Source organism: Paracoccus sp. (in: a-proteobacteria) (assembly GCF_030538655.1).
In the GTDB taxonomy this organism is placed as follows: Bacteria; Pseudomonadota; Alphaproteobacteria; order Rhodobacterales; family Rhodobacteraceae; genus Paracoccus.
The window spans coordinates 88,627-102,832 of record NZ_JAUNTO010000001.1; the positions used below are offsets into that span (position 1 = coordinate 88,627).

A 14,206-nucleotide genomic window follows, 5' to 3' on the forward strand; every position below is an offset into this window, starting at 1 on the left:
GTCTGCCCCCCGCCGCGTTCCGCGGCTCCCCCCGAGGATATTTGTAAACGAAAGACGGATCAGGCACGGCGCCAGATTTGCATCAGGTCGGGGCCGATTTTTCGGTTTTCAATCAGGTGATAACGTGGCGCATCGGTCAGATGCTGCACATCAAGCGGGCCGATGGCCGGTCGCCCATCCGCACCCAGTATCAGGCCCGCGCTGTAAAGCACAATCTGATCCACGACTCCGGCGCGCAGCAGACACGCCGCCAGATCACCGCCGCCTTCGCACAGCACACGGGTCAGGCCGCGTGCGCCAAGTTCCGCCATGAATGCCGCCGGATCGCCAGAGACGTGCCACAGCGGACCGTGATCCGGCCCCTGGGGCGGCAGCTCCGGCAGCGGCTGGCCGGACACGACGATGCGCACCGGCTGCTGCTGCGGGCCGAGACCGCGCAGGTTGAGGTTGGGTCGGTCGGCCCGTGCCGTGCCGCCACCGACCATGATCGCATCATGACCAAACCGCAGCATCTGCACATGCTGGCGCGCCATCGTCCCGGTGATCCACTGGCTTTCACCCGAGGCCGTGGCGATTCTGCCATCAAGGCTGGTCGCCAGTTTCAGCGTCAGCATCGGGCGGCCCTGGGTAACACGGGTCAGAAATCCGATCTGGTCGGCACGGGCGGCATCGGCACGGACGCCTTCGGTCACAGCGATTCCCGCAGCCCGCAACCGGGCGTGCCCTTGGCCTGCCGTGCGCGGGTCAGGGTCGGTCAGCGCCGTGACCACGCGCGAAACGCCCGCCGCGATCAGCGCATCCGCACAAGGTGGCGTTCGCCCATGATGCGCGCAGGGTTCCAGCGTGACATAGGCCACGGCCCCTTGCGCCGCTTGCCCCGCCTGCGCCAGAGCCATGGTTTCGGCATGAGGCCGTCCGCCCGGCTGTGTCCAACCGCGCCCGACCACGCGGCCATTACGGATCAGGACGCAACCAACCGCCGGATTTGGCCATGCGTTCCCCAGCCCGCGCCGCCCCAGGCGCAACGCGTGGGACATATGGGTCAGGTCATCGGGCTGAACGTTCACTCTTCGCGGACCGTGGGGCGGAGTTCGGCCACGAACTTATCGAAATCGCCCGCATCCTGGAAGTTCTTGTAAACACTTGCAAAACGGACGTAGGCGACGTTATCTATGCGGGACAGGGTTTCCATAACGATCTCTCCGATGGCTTTCGAGGGGATGTCGGTTTCACCCGAGCTTTCCAGCCGCCGCACGATGCCCGAGATCATTTGGTCGATCCGTTCCGGTTCGACCGGACGCTTTTGCATCGCGATGCGGATCGAACGGGACAGTTTGTCGCGGTCGAAGTCCTCACGCTTGCCGTTCGATTTAACCACGATCAGATCACGCAGCTGGACGCGTTCATAGGTGGTAAAGCGGCCCGCACAGGCCGGGCAAAAGCGGCGGCGACGGATCGCAACGTTATCTTCGGCCGGACGCGAGTCTTTTACTTGCGTGTCGATATTTCCGCAAAACGGGCAGCGCATCCCTTGTCCCCTGTCAATCCCGATCCGCCACCACTATAGGCCCTGCGGCACGGCTTGGGTAGCCGGGATACGCTACCACCAGATGCAGAGGGGTGGATTTCAACCGGAAAGCGGGGCAAAAATCGCCGCCACCTTTCGCCGCTGCGGGGCGCGGCGATGTTCGACAAGGTAAATGCCCTGCCAGCGGCCCAGCAACAGGTGCCCGTTGTGGACTGGAATCGACAGGCTGACAGGCAGAACGGCGGCCTTCAGATGAGCCGGCATATCGTCCACGCCTTCGATGCGGTGGGTGATCCAGCCCATGCCGGGCGCATCGGCATCAGGGGCAATCCGGCGTAACCAGTGCAGCAGATCACGTTGCACATCGGGGTCGGCGTTTTCCTGAATCAGCAGGCTGCATGTCGTGTGCTGAACCAACAGCGTCAGCACACCATCCCCCTGCCCGGTCAGCCATCGCGCTACCTCTGCGGTAAAATCATGGCAGGCAGGGCCGTGCGTCTGAATGGTGAAAATACTGTTCATGATGTCAAAAGCGTTTTAACCCGGATTGATCCAATTCCCCACGGGGCTGCATGTTTGTTATATCGCGCAGGGAAATCCGCAGATCGCGCCCCCTCCTTTAGTTCATCGCATCATCCTGCGGCTCTGGCAGGGTGGGTGTGCCGCCCTCATGGTCGAGCGCAATCTTTTTCTGAGTGCGCGCGCCCAGTTCGCGCAGCATTTCAACCTGCCGGATGACATTGCCCTGCCCGCGGGTCAGCCGATCCATCGCCTGCCCATGTGCCCGCGTCGCGCCATCCAGCGCCTTTCCCACGGCCTCAAGCGATTCGACGAAACCGGCAACCTTGTCATAGACCGCACCGGCACGACGCGCGATTTCCATCGCATTGGTTTCGCGCCGTTCGACGGTCCAGATATGGTCAACCGTGCGCAAGGTCAGCATCAAGGTCGTGGGCGTGGCCAGACCAATACGGCAGTCCAGCGCGAAACTGGCCAGTTCCGGATCGGCGCGCAACGCTTCGGAAAAAGCACCTTCGATGGGAATGAACATCAGCACATAATCGACCGAAGCATCGTCCATCCGGTCGTATCCCTTGGCCGATAGCGCAGTGATATGCGCCCGGATCGCCGCAACGTGCCGACGCAGGGCGGCCTCGCGGTCAGCCGGTTCGGCGGCATTAACCGACTGTTCATAGGCGTTCAGCGAAACCTTGCTGTCGATCACCAGCACCTTGCCGCGCGGCATCCGCACAACCACATCCGGACGCCAGCCGCGCCGGTCTTCATCCCGGAAAGAGGTCTGGAGATCGTAATGTTGCCCTTCTTGCAGCCCCGAATCCTCGAGAATCCGTTCCAGAATCATTTCGCCCCAGGCACCCTGACGCTGCTTTTCCCCCTTAAGCGCGCGGGTCAGTTCGACCGCTTCGCGGCTGATCGCCTCGGACCGGCGATACAGCCCTTCGATCTGTTCGCGCAGCCGCGCGCCTTCTTCGTCCAGCACCTTGTTGCGGGTTTGCAATTCCGTCTGAAACCGATGCACCTGATCGCGGAACGGCACCAACAGGGCGGATAATTGTTCCGATTGCACGCGCCGCATATCTTCCCCCTGCGAACGCAGGGTTTCCTGGGACATCAGGCGGAATTGCCCGGTCATTTCCGCGCGCAGATCGCGCAGGGTTGCAATGTCACGGGCCATCGCCTCGCGGTCTTTTTGGGCGGCCAGGCGCAGTTCGGCCAGATCGCGTTCCAGCTTGGCCGTCCCCTCACGCGCGTGAAACAGCGCATCGGACAGGCCGTCCCGCTCTTCCGTCAGGCGCGACAGCGCATCTGCGCGTTCATCCAGACGCACATCCAATTGCCCGGCGCGCAAGGCCAGATCACGCGACACCTGCCGTTCATTGTCTAGCTGAGGTTCCAGCGCCGCAATCCGTTCGCCCCGCCGCTGCAATTCTTCGGCCTGATGCCGGGCACTGATTTCTGCACGCGCGGCATCCGCCGCAGCCGTTGCAAGGCGCCGGCGCGCATGCAGATACAGCAGCAGCATGACCAGCAGCACAGCAATGACCACCCCCAGCACACGCGCCAAGGCATCCGCATCTGTCAAAAAGGATTCAAGCCAATCGGTCTGCATACCAACCCATAGTTTGTTCCCTTTTTGTGCCGACACCCCCATCAGGCGCAACCCCTTGCTGTGCATTTTAACGAAAAAGGCCGCCGCACCTGCGTGCGACGGCCGTGGTCCGGTTTGTTACCCTTATCAGGCGCGCTGACGACGGCGCAGGGCCGCAACCCCACCCAGAGCGCCCAGCAACAGCAGGCCGGTTGCGGGCAGCGGCACAGGGGCCACGCGCACGCTGTCGATGTCAAAGCTGCCGGCGTTACGCAGGCTGCCAGTGTCGAAGTGAACGAATTTCATCGCATCCCAGATACCATTAAAGGTAAAGGTCGCGGTCGGATTCGCATTGCTGATCGGGGCTTCGTTAACCAAAGTCCAGGAATTCGGGTCCGCCAGGTTGCCGACATAGACCAGCGCCATTTCAACCCAGCCACCGCGGTTGCCAAAAGTGACTTCGGTCACGGTCGCGGGCGACTGGAACTGCGTGCCAAAGGTGAAGATCACCTCGTCGAAATAGCCGATCTCAAAGAAGTTGCCGTCCGTAGCCCCCAACGCATTCGATGCGTTCGCACGGTCGTTGGCGGTAGACCGACCTGCGGCCTGATTGTCGTTATTATAGGTCACGGTGGTGGCGTAACCATCGTTATAGCCGCCCGGACCAACGGTCACAACAGCCGCGCCAGCGTGGCCCGCAACCAGTGTCGCGGCCAGCGCCGCACCCAAAGCCAGTGTCTTTTTCATACTCTTTACTCCTGCAAAAGCGGCATCAGCCGTCATACAACTGATACCGCAGCATCACGTCATGCAAAAGATAAAATTTTCCAGAAGGTTAATTTTTAATGTAATTAAAATCAGTGTGTTGCCTGAAATCAACAGCCGCAAGGCGAGCAGCTCATCAAAGTCTTCACGTCAGAATTGAGCTACCCCTCGACCTGAACAGCCATTTGACCCGAAATTTCTTGCATGAAGTGCAAAATTTCTCGCCCATAGACCCGTTCATCCCGAATCGACACGTTGCGCGAGGCCAGCCAATCCACGATGGAATGATCGCGCGCGCCCGTCAGCCGCATGGCCCAGCCGCGAAAATACCGCGTCTTTAACGGCCCGTGGCCCAGAACGACAATATCCCGATGCCGGGGGTCCGCGCAGATCGACGCCACAATCGCGCGCAGCGCATGTTCCGTGCCCTCGAGCCATTGAAAAAACATGCCGTCTTCACAATGAAGCAGGCCCGTCAGCCCCAAAAGGTCATTCCGCGCGCGGGCAACCCCAAGAATGTCGCCGATCCCCCCGGAATCGAGGGAATCGACGGCAAAGCTGCGATACAGAAAATAGCTCAGCACATCGCTATCACTGGTCAAGGAACGACCGCAGCTTCCTGCTCCTCGACGGGTGTTTCAGCTTGCGCAACGCCTTGGCCTCGATCTGGCGGATGCGTTCACGGGTCACACTGAACTGCTGGCCGACCTCTTCCAGCGTGTGATCGGTGTTCATGCCGATGCCGAAACGCATGCGCAGCACCCGTTCTTCGCGGGGCGTCAGGCTGGCCAGAACGCGGGTCGTGGTTTCCTTCAGGTTTTCCTGAATGGCCGAATCCAGCGGCAGGACGGCGTTCTTGTCCTCGATGAAATCGCCAAGCTGGCTGTCTTCCTCGTCGCCAATCGGGGTTTCCAGCGAAATCGGTTCCTTGGCGATTTTCATCACCTTGCGGACCTTTTCCAGCGGCATTTGCAGCTTTTCGGCCAGTTCCTCGGGCGTTGGCTCACGGCCGATCTCATGCAGCATCTGGCGGCCGGTGCGGACCAGCTTGTTGATCGTCTCGATCATATGGACCGGAATGCGGATCGTGCGCGCCTGATCCGCGATGGACCGGGTGATCGCCTGCCGGATCCACCATGTCGCGTAAGTGCTGAACTTGTAGCCGCGCCGATACTCGAACTTGTCCACGGCCTTCATCAGACCGATATTGCCTTCCTGAATAAGATCAAGGAATTGCAGACCCCGGTTGGTGTATTTCTTGGCGATCGAGATCACCAGCCGCAGGTTCGCCTCGACCATTTCCTTCTTGGCCTGACGCGCCTCTTTTTCGCCGCGCTGAACCTGATTCACGATGCGGCGGAATTCGTCGATGTCCACACCGATATACTGGCCGACCTCGGCCATCTCGCCCCGCAGCTTTTCGACCTGATCGCGCGAACGGTCGAACAGCGCCTGCCAGCCGCGCCCGGTCTGGGCCGACATGCGATCCATCCATGCCGGGTCCAGCTCGGCCCCACGATAGGCGTCGATGAACTCGCGCCGGTTGATGCGCGCAGCGTCGGCCAGTTTGACCATGCCGGAATCGATGCTGACGATGCGGCGGTTGATGCCATAGATCTGGTCAACCAGCGCCTCGATCCGGTTGTTGTGCAGGTGCAGTTCGTTTACCAAAGCCACAATTTCGCCGCGCAGCTTTTGATAGGCGATTTCCTCGCGCGCGGTGAAGGTGCCGTCCTCGTTCAGCGTGGCCGACATGCGCTGGTCCTGCATATGGGCCAGTTCTTCGTAATCGCGAGCGATCGCCTCAAGCGTTTCCAGAACCTTGGGCTTGAGACTGGCTTCCATCGCGGCCAGCGACAGGTTGGCGCCCTCGTCCTCATCGTCGTCATCGACGGGCAAGGGATTGCCGTCAGCATCCGTTTCGGCCTCGCGCCGGGCAGGCTGATCGGGCGAGGCTTCGTCCTCAAGATCGGCCTCATCGCCGTCCTCGTCCATGGACTGACCAAAGGTCGTCTCAAGATCGATCACGTCGCGCAGCAGGATGTCTTCGTCCAGCAACTCCTGCCGCCACATGGTGATGGCCTTGAAGGTCAGCGGGCTTTCGCACAGCCCCGCGATCATGGTGTTGCGCCCGGCCTCGATCCGCTTGGCAATGGCGATCTCGCCTTCGCGCGACAGCAATTCGACGCTGCCCATCTCGCGCAGATACATGCGCACGGGGTCGTCGGTGCGATCCAGCTTTTCGGTTTCCGAAGCAGCCAGCGCAACCTCGCGCCCGGTGGTGCCGGTGGTGGCGATGGCGCCGCCGTCCTGCTCCTCGGCCTCACCCTCGTCTTCGATGACGTTGATCCCCATCTCGGACAGCATGGACATCACGTCCTCGATCTGTTCCGAGCTGACCTGATCGGGCGGCAGAACCGTGTTCAGCTGGTCATAGGTGATATAGCCCCGCTCGCGCGCCTCGGCGATCATACGCTTGACGGCGGCCTGACTCATGTCCAGCGAATGGTCGGCATCGTCCTTGTCGGTCTTGGGATCGTCGTCGTCCTTGGCTGCCATCAGCGGCTCCTTCTGAGGGGGCGAAGTGATTCGGCGCGACCCGAATCATAAGGTCAGGAAAGCCCAGATATAGGGCGCACGCGGCCCGAATCAAAGGGGGCCGGAAAAGAATGATTCGCAGCTGATTCGCCACACCCTGCCTGTCTTTCGTTTGCAAATATCCCGGGGGTCTGGGGGCTGGCCCCCAGCCTGCGCCGCACTAGCCATCCTTGCGCCAGATTTCCCTGTCCATCCAGCCCCGCAACTGCGCGGCCAGCGCATCGCGATCCTCGCCCAAGTCGCTGGTGTCACTGATCTCGGGATGGTCAGCGCGCTGGCGGGCGCGGGCCATCTGGTTCATTCGCCAGGTCAGCCCCTCGTCGGCCTCGCCCGCGATCTCGGCCTCGGCGCGGGCCAGTTCTGATTGCGCGGCGCGTCGTGATTCCAGCCGGTCCAGCGCATTCACCAAAATCGCCTGCGCCTCGACCGGATCACCGTCCGGTCGCGCGGCGGCGATCAGGGTCAGATAGGCATCCGCGCGCAAAGCCTCCAGCGCCACGCGCCCGGTGCCGGAATCCGTTCCCGCCAACAGATCATGGATCAGCGCCGCCCGGCCTTCGTCGGCGGGCACCAGCCGTTCCAGCCGCGTTTCCACCTGCAAGGCCAGCGCCGGGTGTCCGGCGCAGATCAGCAGAACCGCGCCTTCCAGAATCGTATCGCCGGCATCCTGCGCCACAAAGCGGCTGGCCCGCGTCGGCGCCAAAGGCGCACCGGGCGCAGGTTTGCGCTGCCCCCCGCGCGCGCCTCGACCGGGCGTGAACCCCCCGAACAATTCACGCGTCTTGCGCCGGATCTCTTCGGAATAATGATGCCGCGTGCCCTCGTCCGGGATCTTCGCCACCGCCGCGCGCAAGGCCGTATCCAGCGCCGCGCGCCGCTCGGGGCTGTCGAACACGCGGCCCTCGATCTCGCGCGCCCACAGCAGATCGACCAAAGGCCGCGCCGCCGCCAGCACCGCCTCCATCGCCCCCGGCCCGCGCTGCCGGATCAGATCGTCCGGGTCCAGCCCCGTGGGCAACACGGCAAAGCGCAGCGCCTGCCCCGGCCCGGTCATCGGCAGCGCCATGTCGATCAGCCGCAGCGCCGCGCGCTGGCCCGCCGCATCGCCATCCAGCATGATGACGGGTTCGGGCGCGATACGCCACATCAGCCGCAACTGATCCTCGGTGATCGCGGTCCCCAAAGGCGCAACCGCCCCGCCAAAGCCCGCCCGCACCAGCGCGATCACATCCATATAACCTTCGGCCACGATCAGGGTCGCGCCCTTGGCCACCGCCGCCCGCGCCGGGCCGATGTTGTAAAGATTGCGCCCCTTGTCGAACAGCGGCGTTTCCGGGCTGTTCAGATATTTCGCCCGCGCGTTCGGGTCCATCGCCCGCCCGCCGAAACCGATGATCCGGTCGCGCGCGTCGCGGATGGGAAACATGATCCGCCCGCGAAAGCGGTCATAGGGCGCGCCGCCGTCATCGGGCGCAATCGCCATGCCCGATTCGGTTATCAGCGCATCCGCCATCCCCTTTTCCCGCAGCGCCGCCGTCAGTGCCCCGCGCTGATCCGGGGCAAAGCCGATGCCAAACGCCTCCAGCGCCGCCTGATCCAGACCGCGTCGCTCCAGATAGTCGCGCGCCGCCGATGCCGCCCCCGTGTTCAGTTGCAACCGGAACCAGCGCGCCGCGGCATCCGTCACCTCGGTCAGCTGGCTGCGCCGGTCGGCGACCTGACGCGCGCGCGGGTCGGGTTCGGGCATGGCCATCCCGGCCTCGGACGCCAGCACCTTGACGGCATCCATGAACTCAAGCCCATCCATTTCTTTCAGGAAACCAATGGCATCTCCCTTGGCGTGGCAGCCAAAGCAGTAATAAAATCCCTTTTGGTCGTCGCAATGAAAGCTGGCCGATTTTTCCTGATGAAACGGGCATGGCGCCCACCAGTCGCCCCGCGCCTGATTGGATTTGCGCAAGTCCCACGTCACCCGCCGCCCGATCACGCGGCTGATCGGAACGCGGGCGCGCAACTCGTCAAGGAATCCGGGGGGCAGGCTCATGCCGTGATCATACCCCCCCGGCCCCGCGCGCGCCAGCACCACCATGCAGCCCCGCCACACGGATGCCGCCATCAGGCCGCGCCCTGGCCCCGCCCACATCAGCGGAGCAGCCAGAACACCGCCGGACACCAGCGGCCGAGCCATCGTAACCCGAACAAGCCAGTGCAGGAAATTGACAAGAAAGAGCCACATTCCACCATCATCACCCGGCGCGACACCAGAATCACGCGCACAGCCAGATTTGGCACCAAGCTCCTAAGATTTGATGAACGACCGCCCTGATCCACGCCCCGGAACCGCGTAACACCATAGTGCACAAGCCCTGTCGGCGCTATTGCGCGTGATTGCGCGTGCACGGGTTGTGCACAATCCGTGCACGGCCTGTGTACAGGTTGTGCAGGCGTTGCGCGGCACAAGCGCTTGAAATCACGGCGCCCACTGCCCCGCAACGCACGCTCTGTTGCGGCGCAACGCACGCCCGTTGCCCGTCGCATCCGGCCTAAGCGCCAACCGTGCCGCGCGCCAGCCCCCAATACAGGTCGCCCACCGCCTGCCGGTCCAGCCGCCCGCCCGCGCGATACCAGTTGGTGACGCCCGTCAGCATCGCGATCAGCGCCATCGTGGTCAGCCGCGTGTCGGCGATCCGCATTACCCCTTCGGCCTGCCCCGCGCGCAGGACCGATTCCAGCGCAGCCTCGTATCGGTCACGCAAGACGCTGATCTTGAGATGATTTTCCGGCGTCAGATTACGCAGCTCCATATAGGACAGAAACACCGCATCCGAATGATCCAGGCTATAGGCGATGTGAAACCGCACCATCCGTTCCAGCCGCAGCAAGGCGGGCGCGTCGGGCTGATCCTGCCAGGTGGCCAGCAAATCCTCCATATGCGCGGTCAGCAGATCGGCCAGCAGGGCCTGCTTGTCGGCGGTATAGGCATAGAGCGCGCCCACCTGAACCCCGACAGCCTCGGCGATTTTTCGCATAGAAACAGCAGCATAGCCGTGCCGCGCGAACAGGCGCAGAGCCTGCTGACGGATCAGCGGCCCGGTGATGTCGGCGCGGGAACCCTGCGTGCGTGCCATGCCCCCTTGTGACAAGCGCAGGCCCCGTTGTGAAGCCCCGGCGGCGCGCGTATCCTGCGCCTCATGATGCGTCGCGCCCACCTGATCCCCGCCCTGACCCTGCCGCTGCTGGCCGCCGCCTGCGGTGATCGCGGCACGGATTATCCCTCGCTTGTGCCGGTGGAAACGATCCTGGCCGAACCGGCCCTGCCCGCCGCCATCGGTGCCACAGCCACCGACGCCGCCACAGCCGCAGCCCCGGTGCAATCACGGGCCGAGGCGCTGCGCAGCCGCGCACAGGACCTGAGCGGCCCGGTGATCGACCCGGCCACCCGCGCCCGCATGGATCGTGCTGCAGCCCGTCATCGCTGATTGCATTTGCGCGCCGAATTGGTAAAAAGATTTGACCAGTTCAGGGGGAAACTGCGATGCCCGTCATCACCTGTATCGACGACCTCAAGCGCCTGCACCGCGCCCGCACACCGCGCATGTTCTATGACTATGCGGAATCGGGCAGCTATACCGAACAGACCTTTCGCGAAAACACCAGTGACTTCAGTCAGATACGGCTGCGGCAAAAAGTGGCGGTGGATATGTCAGACCGCTCGACCGCCTCGACCATGGCGGGTCTGCCGGTGTCGATGCCGGTCGGCCTTGCTCCGGTCGGGCTGACCGGGATGCAGCACGCCGATGGCGAGATCAAGGCCGCGCGGGCGGCAGAAAAATTCGGCGTGCCCTTCGCGCTGTCCACCATGTCGATCTGTTCGATCGAGGACGTGGCCGAACACACGACCAAGCCCTTCATGTTCCAGCTTTACGTCATGAAGGATCAAGAGTTTCTGGAAGGCATCATCAACCGCGCCAAGGCCGCCAATTGCAACGCGCTGGTGCTGACGCTGGATCTGCAAATCCTGGGCCAGCGGCACAAGGATCTGAAAAACGGCCTGTCGGCACCGCCCAAGCTGACCGCCTCGACCCTGCTGGATCTTGCGACCCGCTGGCGGTGGGGGCTGGGCATGCTGGGCACGAAACGCCGCCAGTTCGGTAATATTGTCGGCCACGCCAAGGGCGTCGGCGACGCATCCAGCCTGATGAGCTGGGTCGGCGAACAGTTCGACGAACGGCTGGACTGGGACAAGATCGCCCGCATCCGCGATCTGTGGGGCGGCAAGCTGATCCTGAAAGGCGTGCTGGACCCCGAAGACGCCCGCCGCGCCGCCGATTTCGGCTGCGATGCCATCGTGGTCAGCAACCACGGCGGACGGCAGCTTGACGGGGCGCTGTCCTCGATCCGAATGCTGCCGGAAATCGTCAAGGCGGTCGGCGATCAGGTGGAAATCCACCTCGACAGCGGCATCCGCTCGGGTCAGGACGTGCTCAAGGCACTGGCACTTGGAGCCCATGCGACATGGATCGGTCGCGCCTTCGTCCACGGCCTTGGTGCCATGGGCGAAGCTGGCGTGACCAAGGCACTGGAGGTGATCCGCAAGGAACTCGACATCTCGATGGCGCTGTGCGGCGAACGCGATGTGAAAAATCTCGGCCGCCACAATGTTCTGCTGCCCGAGGGTTTCACGGCAGACAACTATCGCTAGCCGCTTGCTTAAATACGCGGCTTGGGGCAGGCCCCCGCCAGCCCGATCAGACGTCGCACATCGTCCGGGCTGGCACCATCGTCGCGCAGGCTGCGCAGGCTGCGGGCATCGTCGCGCTTGGCCAGCCGCTTGCCCGCATCATCGCGGATCAGCCGGTGATGGCGATAATCGGGCAGCGGCAGCCCCAGCAATCGCTGCAACAACACATGAATCCAGGTCGAATCGAACAGATCGCGCCCGCGCGTGACCAAGCTCACCCCCTGCGCCGCATCATCCACCACCACCGCCAGATGATAGCTGGTGCCCATGCCGCGCCGCGCAAGGATGACGTCGCCCACGCGGTCCAGAAACGCGGCGCGTGTGATCTGATGGGGGCCGTCATCGCAAAACCCGATCTGATCCGTCCCCAACGCATCAAAGGCCCGCGCCACGTCCAGCCGGATCACCTCATCCTGCCCGGCCTCGGCCAGTGACCGACCGCGACAGGTGCCCGGATAGATCAGCCCGTCCGGCCCGGCGGGCAGCGCGCCTTCTTGCGGGGCCGACAGCGCCGCGCGAATATCGCCGCGGCGACAGCGACAAGGATAACACAGCGGCGCCAGCCGGTTCAGCGCCGCGCGATAGGCCGGCAGCCGGTCCGATTGCCGCATCACCGGCTGCGGCCAATCCAGCCCAAGCCAGTGCAGATCATCGTAAATCGCCGCCTCGAATTCAGCCCGGCAACGGTCGCGGTCAATATCCTCGATCCGCAGCAGGAACTGCCCACCCGGCTCTGTCGCCTGCGCCGCGAACAGCGCCGCATAGGCGTGACCCAGATGCAAAAGCCCCGTGGGCGAGGGTGCAAAGCGTGTGATTACCCCGCCAGCCATGCGCTGAAATCCTGTTTCGCGCGGGTGGTATAGGCCGGGTAACGGTCCTTGCGCCCGCGCCGCCCGCCGCGCGCCTCATCCAGCGGCGGGAACAGGCCGAAATTCACGTTCATCGGCTGAAACGACTTCGCCTCGGCCCCGCCGGTAATATGGTTGACCAGCGCCCCCATCGCCGTCGTCACCGGCGGCGGCGGCAGATCGCGCCCCAGTGCCTGCGCCGCCGCCATCCGCCCGGCGAGCAGACCCATCGCGGCGCTTTCGACATAGCCTTCCACCCCCGTCACCTGCCCGGCAAAGCGCAGATGCGGCGCGCGGTGCATCCGCAGCCGGTCGTCGATCAGCGTGGGGGAGTTCAGAAAGGTGTTGCGATGAATGCCGCCAAGGCGCGCAAATTCCGCCCGCTGCAAACCGGGAATGCGGCGGAACACTTCGGTTTGCGCGCCATATTTCATCTTGGTCTGAAAGCCGACGATATTATACAGCGTCCCCAAGGCGTTATCGCGCCGCAACTGCACCACCGCATAGGGCTTTTCGCCTGGGTTATGGGCGTTGGTCAGCCCCACCGGCTTCATCGGGCCGTGGCGCAGCGTCTCGCGCCCGCGTTCGGCCATCACCTCGATCGGCAGGCAGCCGTCAAAGTAACCGGCGGTTTCGCCCTCGTGAAACTCGGTCTTGTCGGCAGCCAGCAGTGCGTCGATGAAGCCCTCGTAATCATCACGCGTCATCGGGCAGTTGATATAGGCGCGTTGTTCCTCGACCGTCTCGCCCTTGTCATAGCGGCTTTGTTCCCAGGCCAGCGTCATGTCGATGCTGTCAGCATGAACAATCGGCGCAATCGCATCGAAAAACGCCAGTGCCTCGGCCCCGGTCAGGGCCGCAATCGACGCACCCAAAGCATCCGAGGTCAGCGGCCCCGTCGCCACGATCCAGTTGCCTGCGCCGGGCAGATCCCGCACCTCGCCCGCGCGGATTTCGACCAACGGATGCGCCCGCAAAGCCGCCGTCACCGCGCCGGAAAAGGCATCGCGATCCACCGCCAAGGCCCCGCCCGCAGGCAAGCGGTGCCGGTCGGCCATGGCCATAATCAGCCCGCCCGCCGCACGCATTTCCCAGTGCAACTGTCCGACCGCGTTCATCTGATCGTCGTCCGACCGAAAGCTGTTCGAACAGACCATTTCCGCACAATCGCCGGTGCGATGCGCGAATGTGCCAACCACAGGGCGCATCTCGTGCAGGATCACCGGCACCCCCGCCTGCGCAACCTGCCACGCCGCTTCGGACCCGGCCAGCCCGGCCCCGATGATATTGACAGGCTCCATCCGATCCATCCGTTCCTGTGGGGTGCAAAGGGGCTTGCTAGCAACGCGGGCGCGTTGGTGCAAGACAGGCACGATGGACAAACCAGAAAGAGAAGGCTTTGTGACCGCACTGGAGATCGCCGAACCCGCATTAACCACTGTCTAGCACAAGCGCCTGCACAATGGTCTGGCCGGACAAAAAGAATGCTGGCACGATAGCCACGACAGAGCGGGGAATATTCTGGTAAAGGCAGAGTTAACCAAGTAATATCAACAATATATTCAGGATTTTTCGGCTTTAATGGCGATGCTGAACCAACACTTGCAAGCTATCAC

General features: G+C 63.4%; 13 protein-coding genes. 2 read left to right on the forward strand and 11 right to left on the reverse strand.

Annotated elements, in window-relative coordinates; all coding sequences use genetic code 11:
• Window positions 1-59 precede the first annotated feature (59 nt).
• The 9 genes from ribD to Q4G22_RS00470 form a co-directional block, all read right to left on the reverse strand.
• Window positions 60-1,037 carry a bifunctional diaminohydroxyphosphoribosylaminopyrimidine deaminase/5-amino-6-(5-phosphoribosylamino)uracil reductase RibD gene (gene ribD / locus Q4G22_RS00430; protein ID WP_303384158.1) on the reverse strand — a complete coding sequence of 326 codons (978 nt, stop codon included), beginning with the start codon at window positions 1,035-1,037 and terminating at the stop codon, window positions 60-62.
• Between the two features lie 26 nt (window positions 1,038-1,063).
• Window positions 1,064-1,528 (reverse strand): transcriptional regulator NrdR, encoded by a 465-nt coding sequence (gene nrdR, locus Q4G22_RS00435; protein WP_303383929.1) that lies wholly within the window; start codon window positions 1,526-1,528, stop codon window positions 1,064-1,066.
• A gap of 99 nt (window positions 1,529-1,627) precedes the next feature.
• Window positions 1,628-2,050, reverse strand: a complete 423-nt coding sequence (locus Q4G22_RS00440) for a secondary thiamine-phosphate synthase enzyme YjbQ (protein WP_303383930.1) — start codon at window positions 2,048-2,050, stop codon at window positions 1,628-1,630.
• 97 nt (window positions 2,051-2,147) lie between these two features.
• Window positions 2,148-3,659 (reverse strand): DNA recombination protein RmuC, encoded by a 1,512-nt coding sequence (gene rmuC / locus Q4G22_RS00445; protein ID WP_303383931.1) that lies wholly within the window; start codon window positions 3,657-3,659, stop codon window positions 2,148-2,150.
• A 126-nt stretch (window positions 3,660-3,785) separates the two neighbouring features.
• Window positions 3,786-4,385, reverse strand: coding sequence for a VPLPA-CTERM sorting domain-containing protein (locus Q4G22_RS00450; protein ID WP_303383932.1), 600 nt, complete (start codon window positions 4,383-4,385; stop codon window positions 3,786-3,788).
• 179 nt (window positions 4,386-4,564) lie between these two features.
• Complete coding sequence (locus Q4G22_RS00455; protein ID WP_303383933.1) at window positions 4,565-5,005, reverse strand: BLUF domain-containing protein; 441 nt, start codon at window positions 5,003-5,005, stop codon at window positions 4,565-4,567.
• On the reverse strand, window positions 4,995-6,962 hold the full coding sequence (rpoD, locus tag Q4G22_RS00460) for an RNA polymerase sigma factor RpoD (RefSeq protein ID WP_303383934.1): 1,968 nt from the start codon (window positions 6,960-6,962) through the stop codon (window positions 4,995-4,997). Before rpoD ends, Q4G22_RS00455 begins: the two co-directional genes overlap by 11 nt.
• Before the next feature lie 199 nt (window positions 6,963-7,161).
• On the reverse strand, window positions 7,162-9,045 hold the full coding sequence (dnaG, locus tag Q4G22_RS00465) for a DNA primase (RefSeq protein ID WP_303384159.1): 1,884 nt from the start codon (window positions 9,043-9,045) through the stop codon (window positions 7,162-7,164).
• Between the two features lie 499 nt (window positions 9,046-9,544).
• Window positions 9,545-10,129: a TetR/AcrR family transcriptional regulator gene (locus Q4G22_RS00470; protein ID WP_303383935.1), complete on the reverse strand. Its 585-nt coding sequence runs from the start codon at window positions 10,127-10,129 to the stop codon at window positions 9,545-9,547.
• A 63-nt stretch (window positions 10,130-10,192) separates the two neighbouring features.
• Between Q4G22_RS00470 and Q4G22_RS00475 the strand changes: the two genes are divergently transcribed.
• Together Q4G22_RS00475 and Q4G22_RS00480 are read left to right on the forward strand one after the other, a co-directional pair.
• Window positions 10,193-10,480 (forward strand): hypothetical protein, encoded by a 288-nt coding sequence (locus Q4G22_RS00475; RefSeq protein WP_303383936.1) that lies wholly within the window; start codon window positions 10,193-10,195, stop codon window positions 10,478-10,480.
• Window positions 10,481-10,536: 56 nt separating this feature from the next.
• Window positions 10,537-11,703, forward strand: coding sequence for an alpha-hydroxy acid oxidase (locus tag Q4G22_RS00480; RefSeq protein WP_303383937.1), 1,167 nt, complete (start codon window positions 10,537-10,539; stop codon window positions 11,701-11,703).
• An 8-nt stretch (window positions 11,704-11,711) separates the two neighbouring features.
• Here Q4G22_RS00480 and gluQRS read toward each other — a convergent pair whose 3' ends face one another.
• The gene (gluQRS, locus tag Q4G22_RS00485) at window positions 11,712-12,572 is read right to left on the reverse strand and encodes a tRNA glutamyl-Q(34) synthetase GluQRS (protein ID WP_303383938.1); all 861 of its coding nucleotides are present in this window, start codon (window positions 12,570-12,572) and stop codon (window positions 11,712-11,714) included.
• Window positions 12,557-13,891, reverse strand: coding sequence for a methylenetetrahydrofolate--tRNA-(uracil(54)-C(5))-methyltransferase (FADH(2)-oxidizing) TrmFO (gene trmFO, locus Q4G22_RS00490; RefSeq protein WP_303383939.1), 1,335 nt, complete (start codon window positions 13,889-13,891; stop codon window positions 12,557-12,559). Before trmFO ends, gluQRS begins: the two co-directional genes overlap by 16 nt.
• Between the last annotated feature and the right edge of the window lie 315 nt (window positions 13,892-14,206).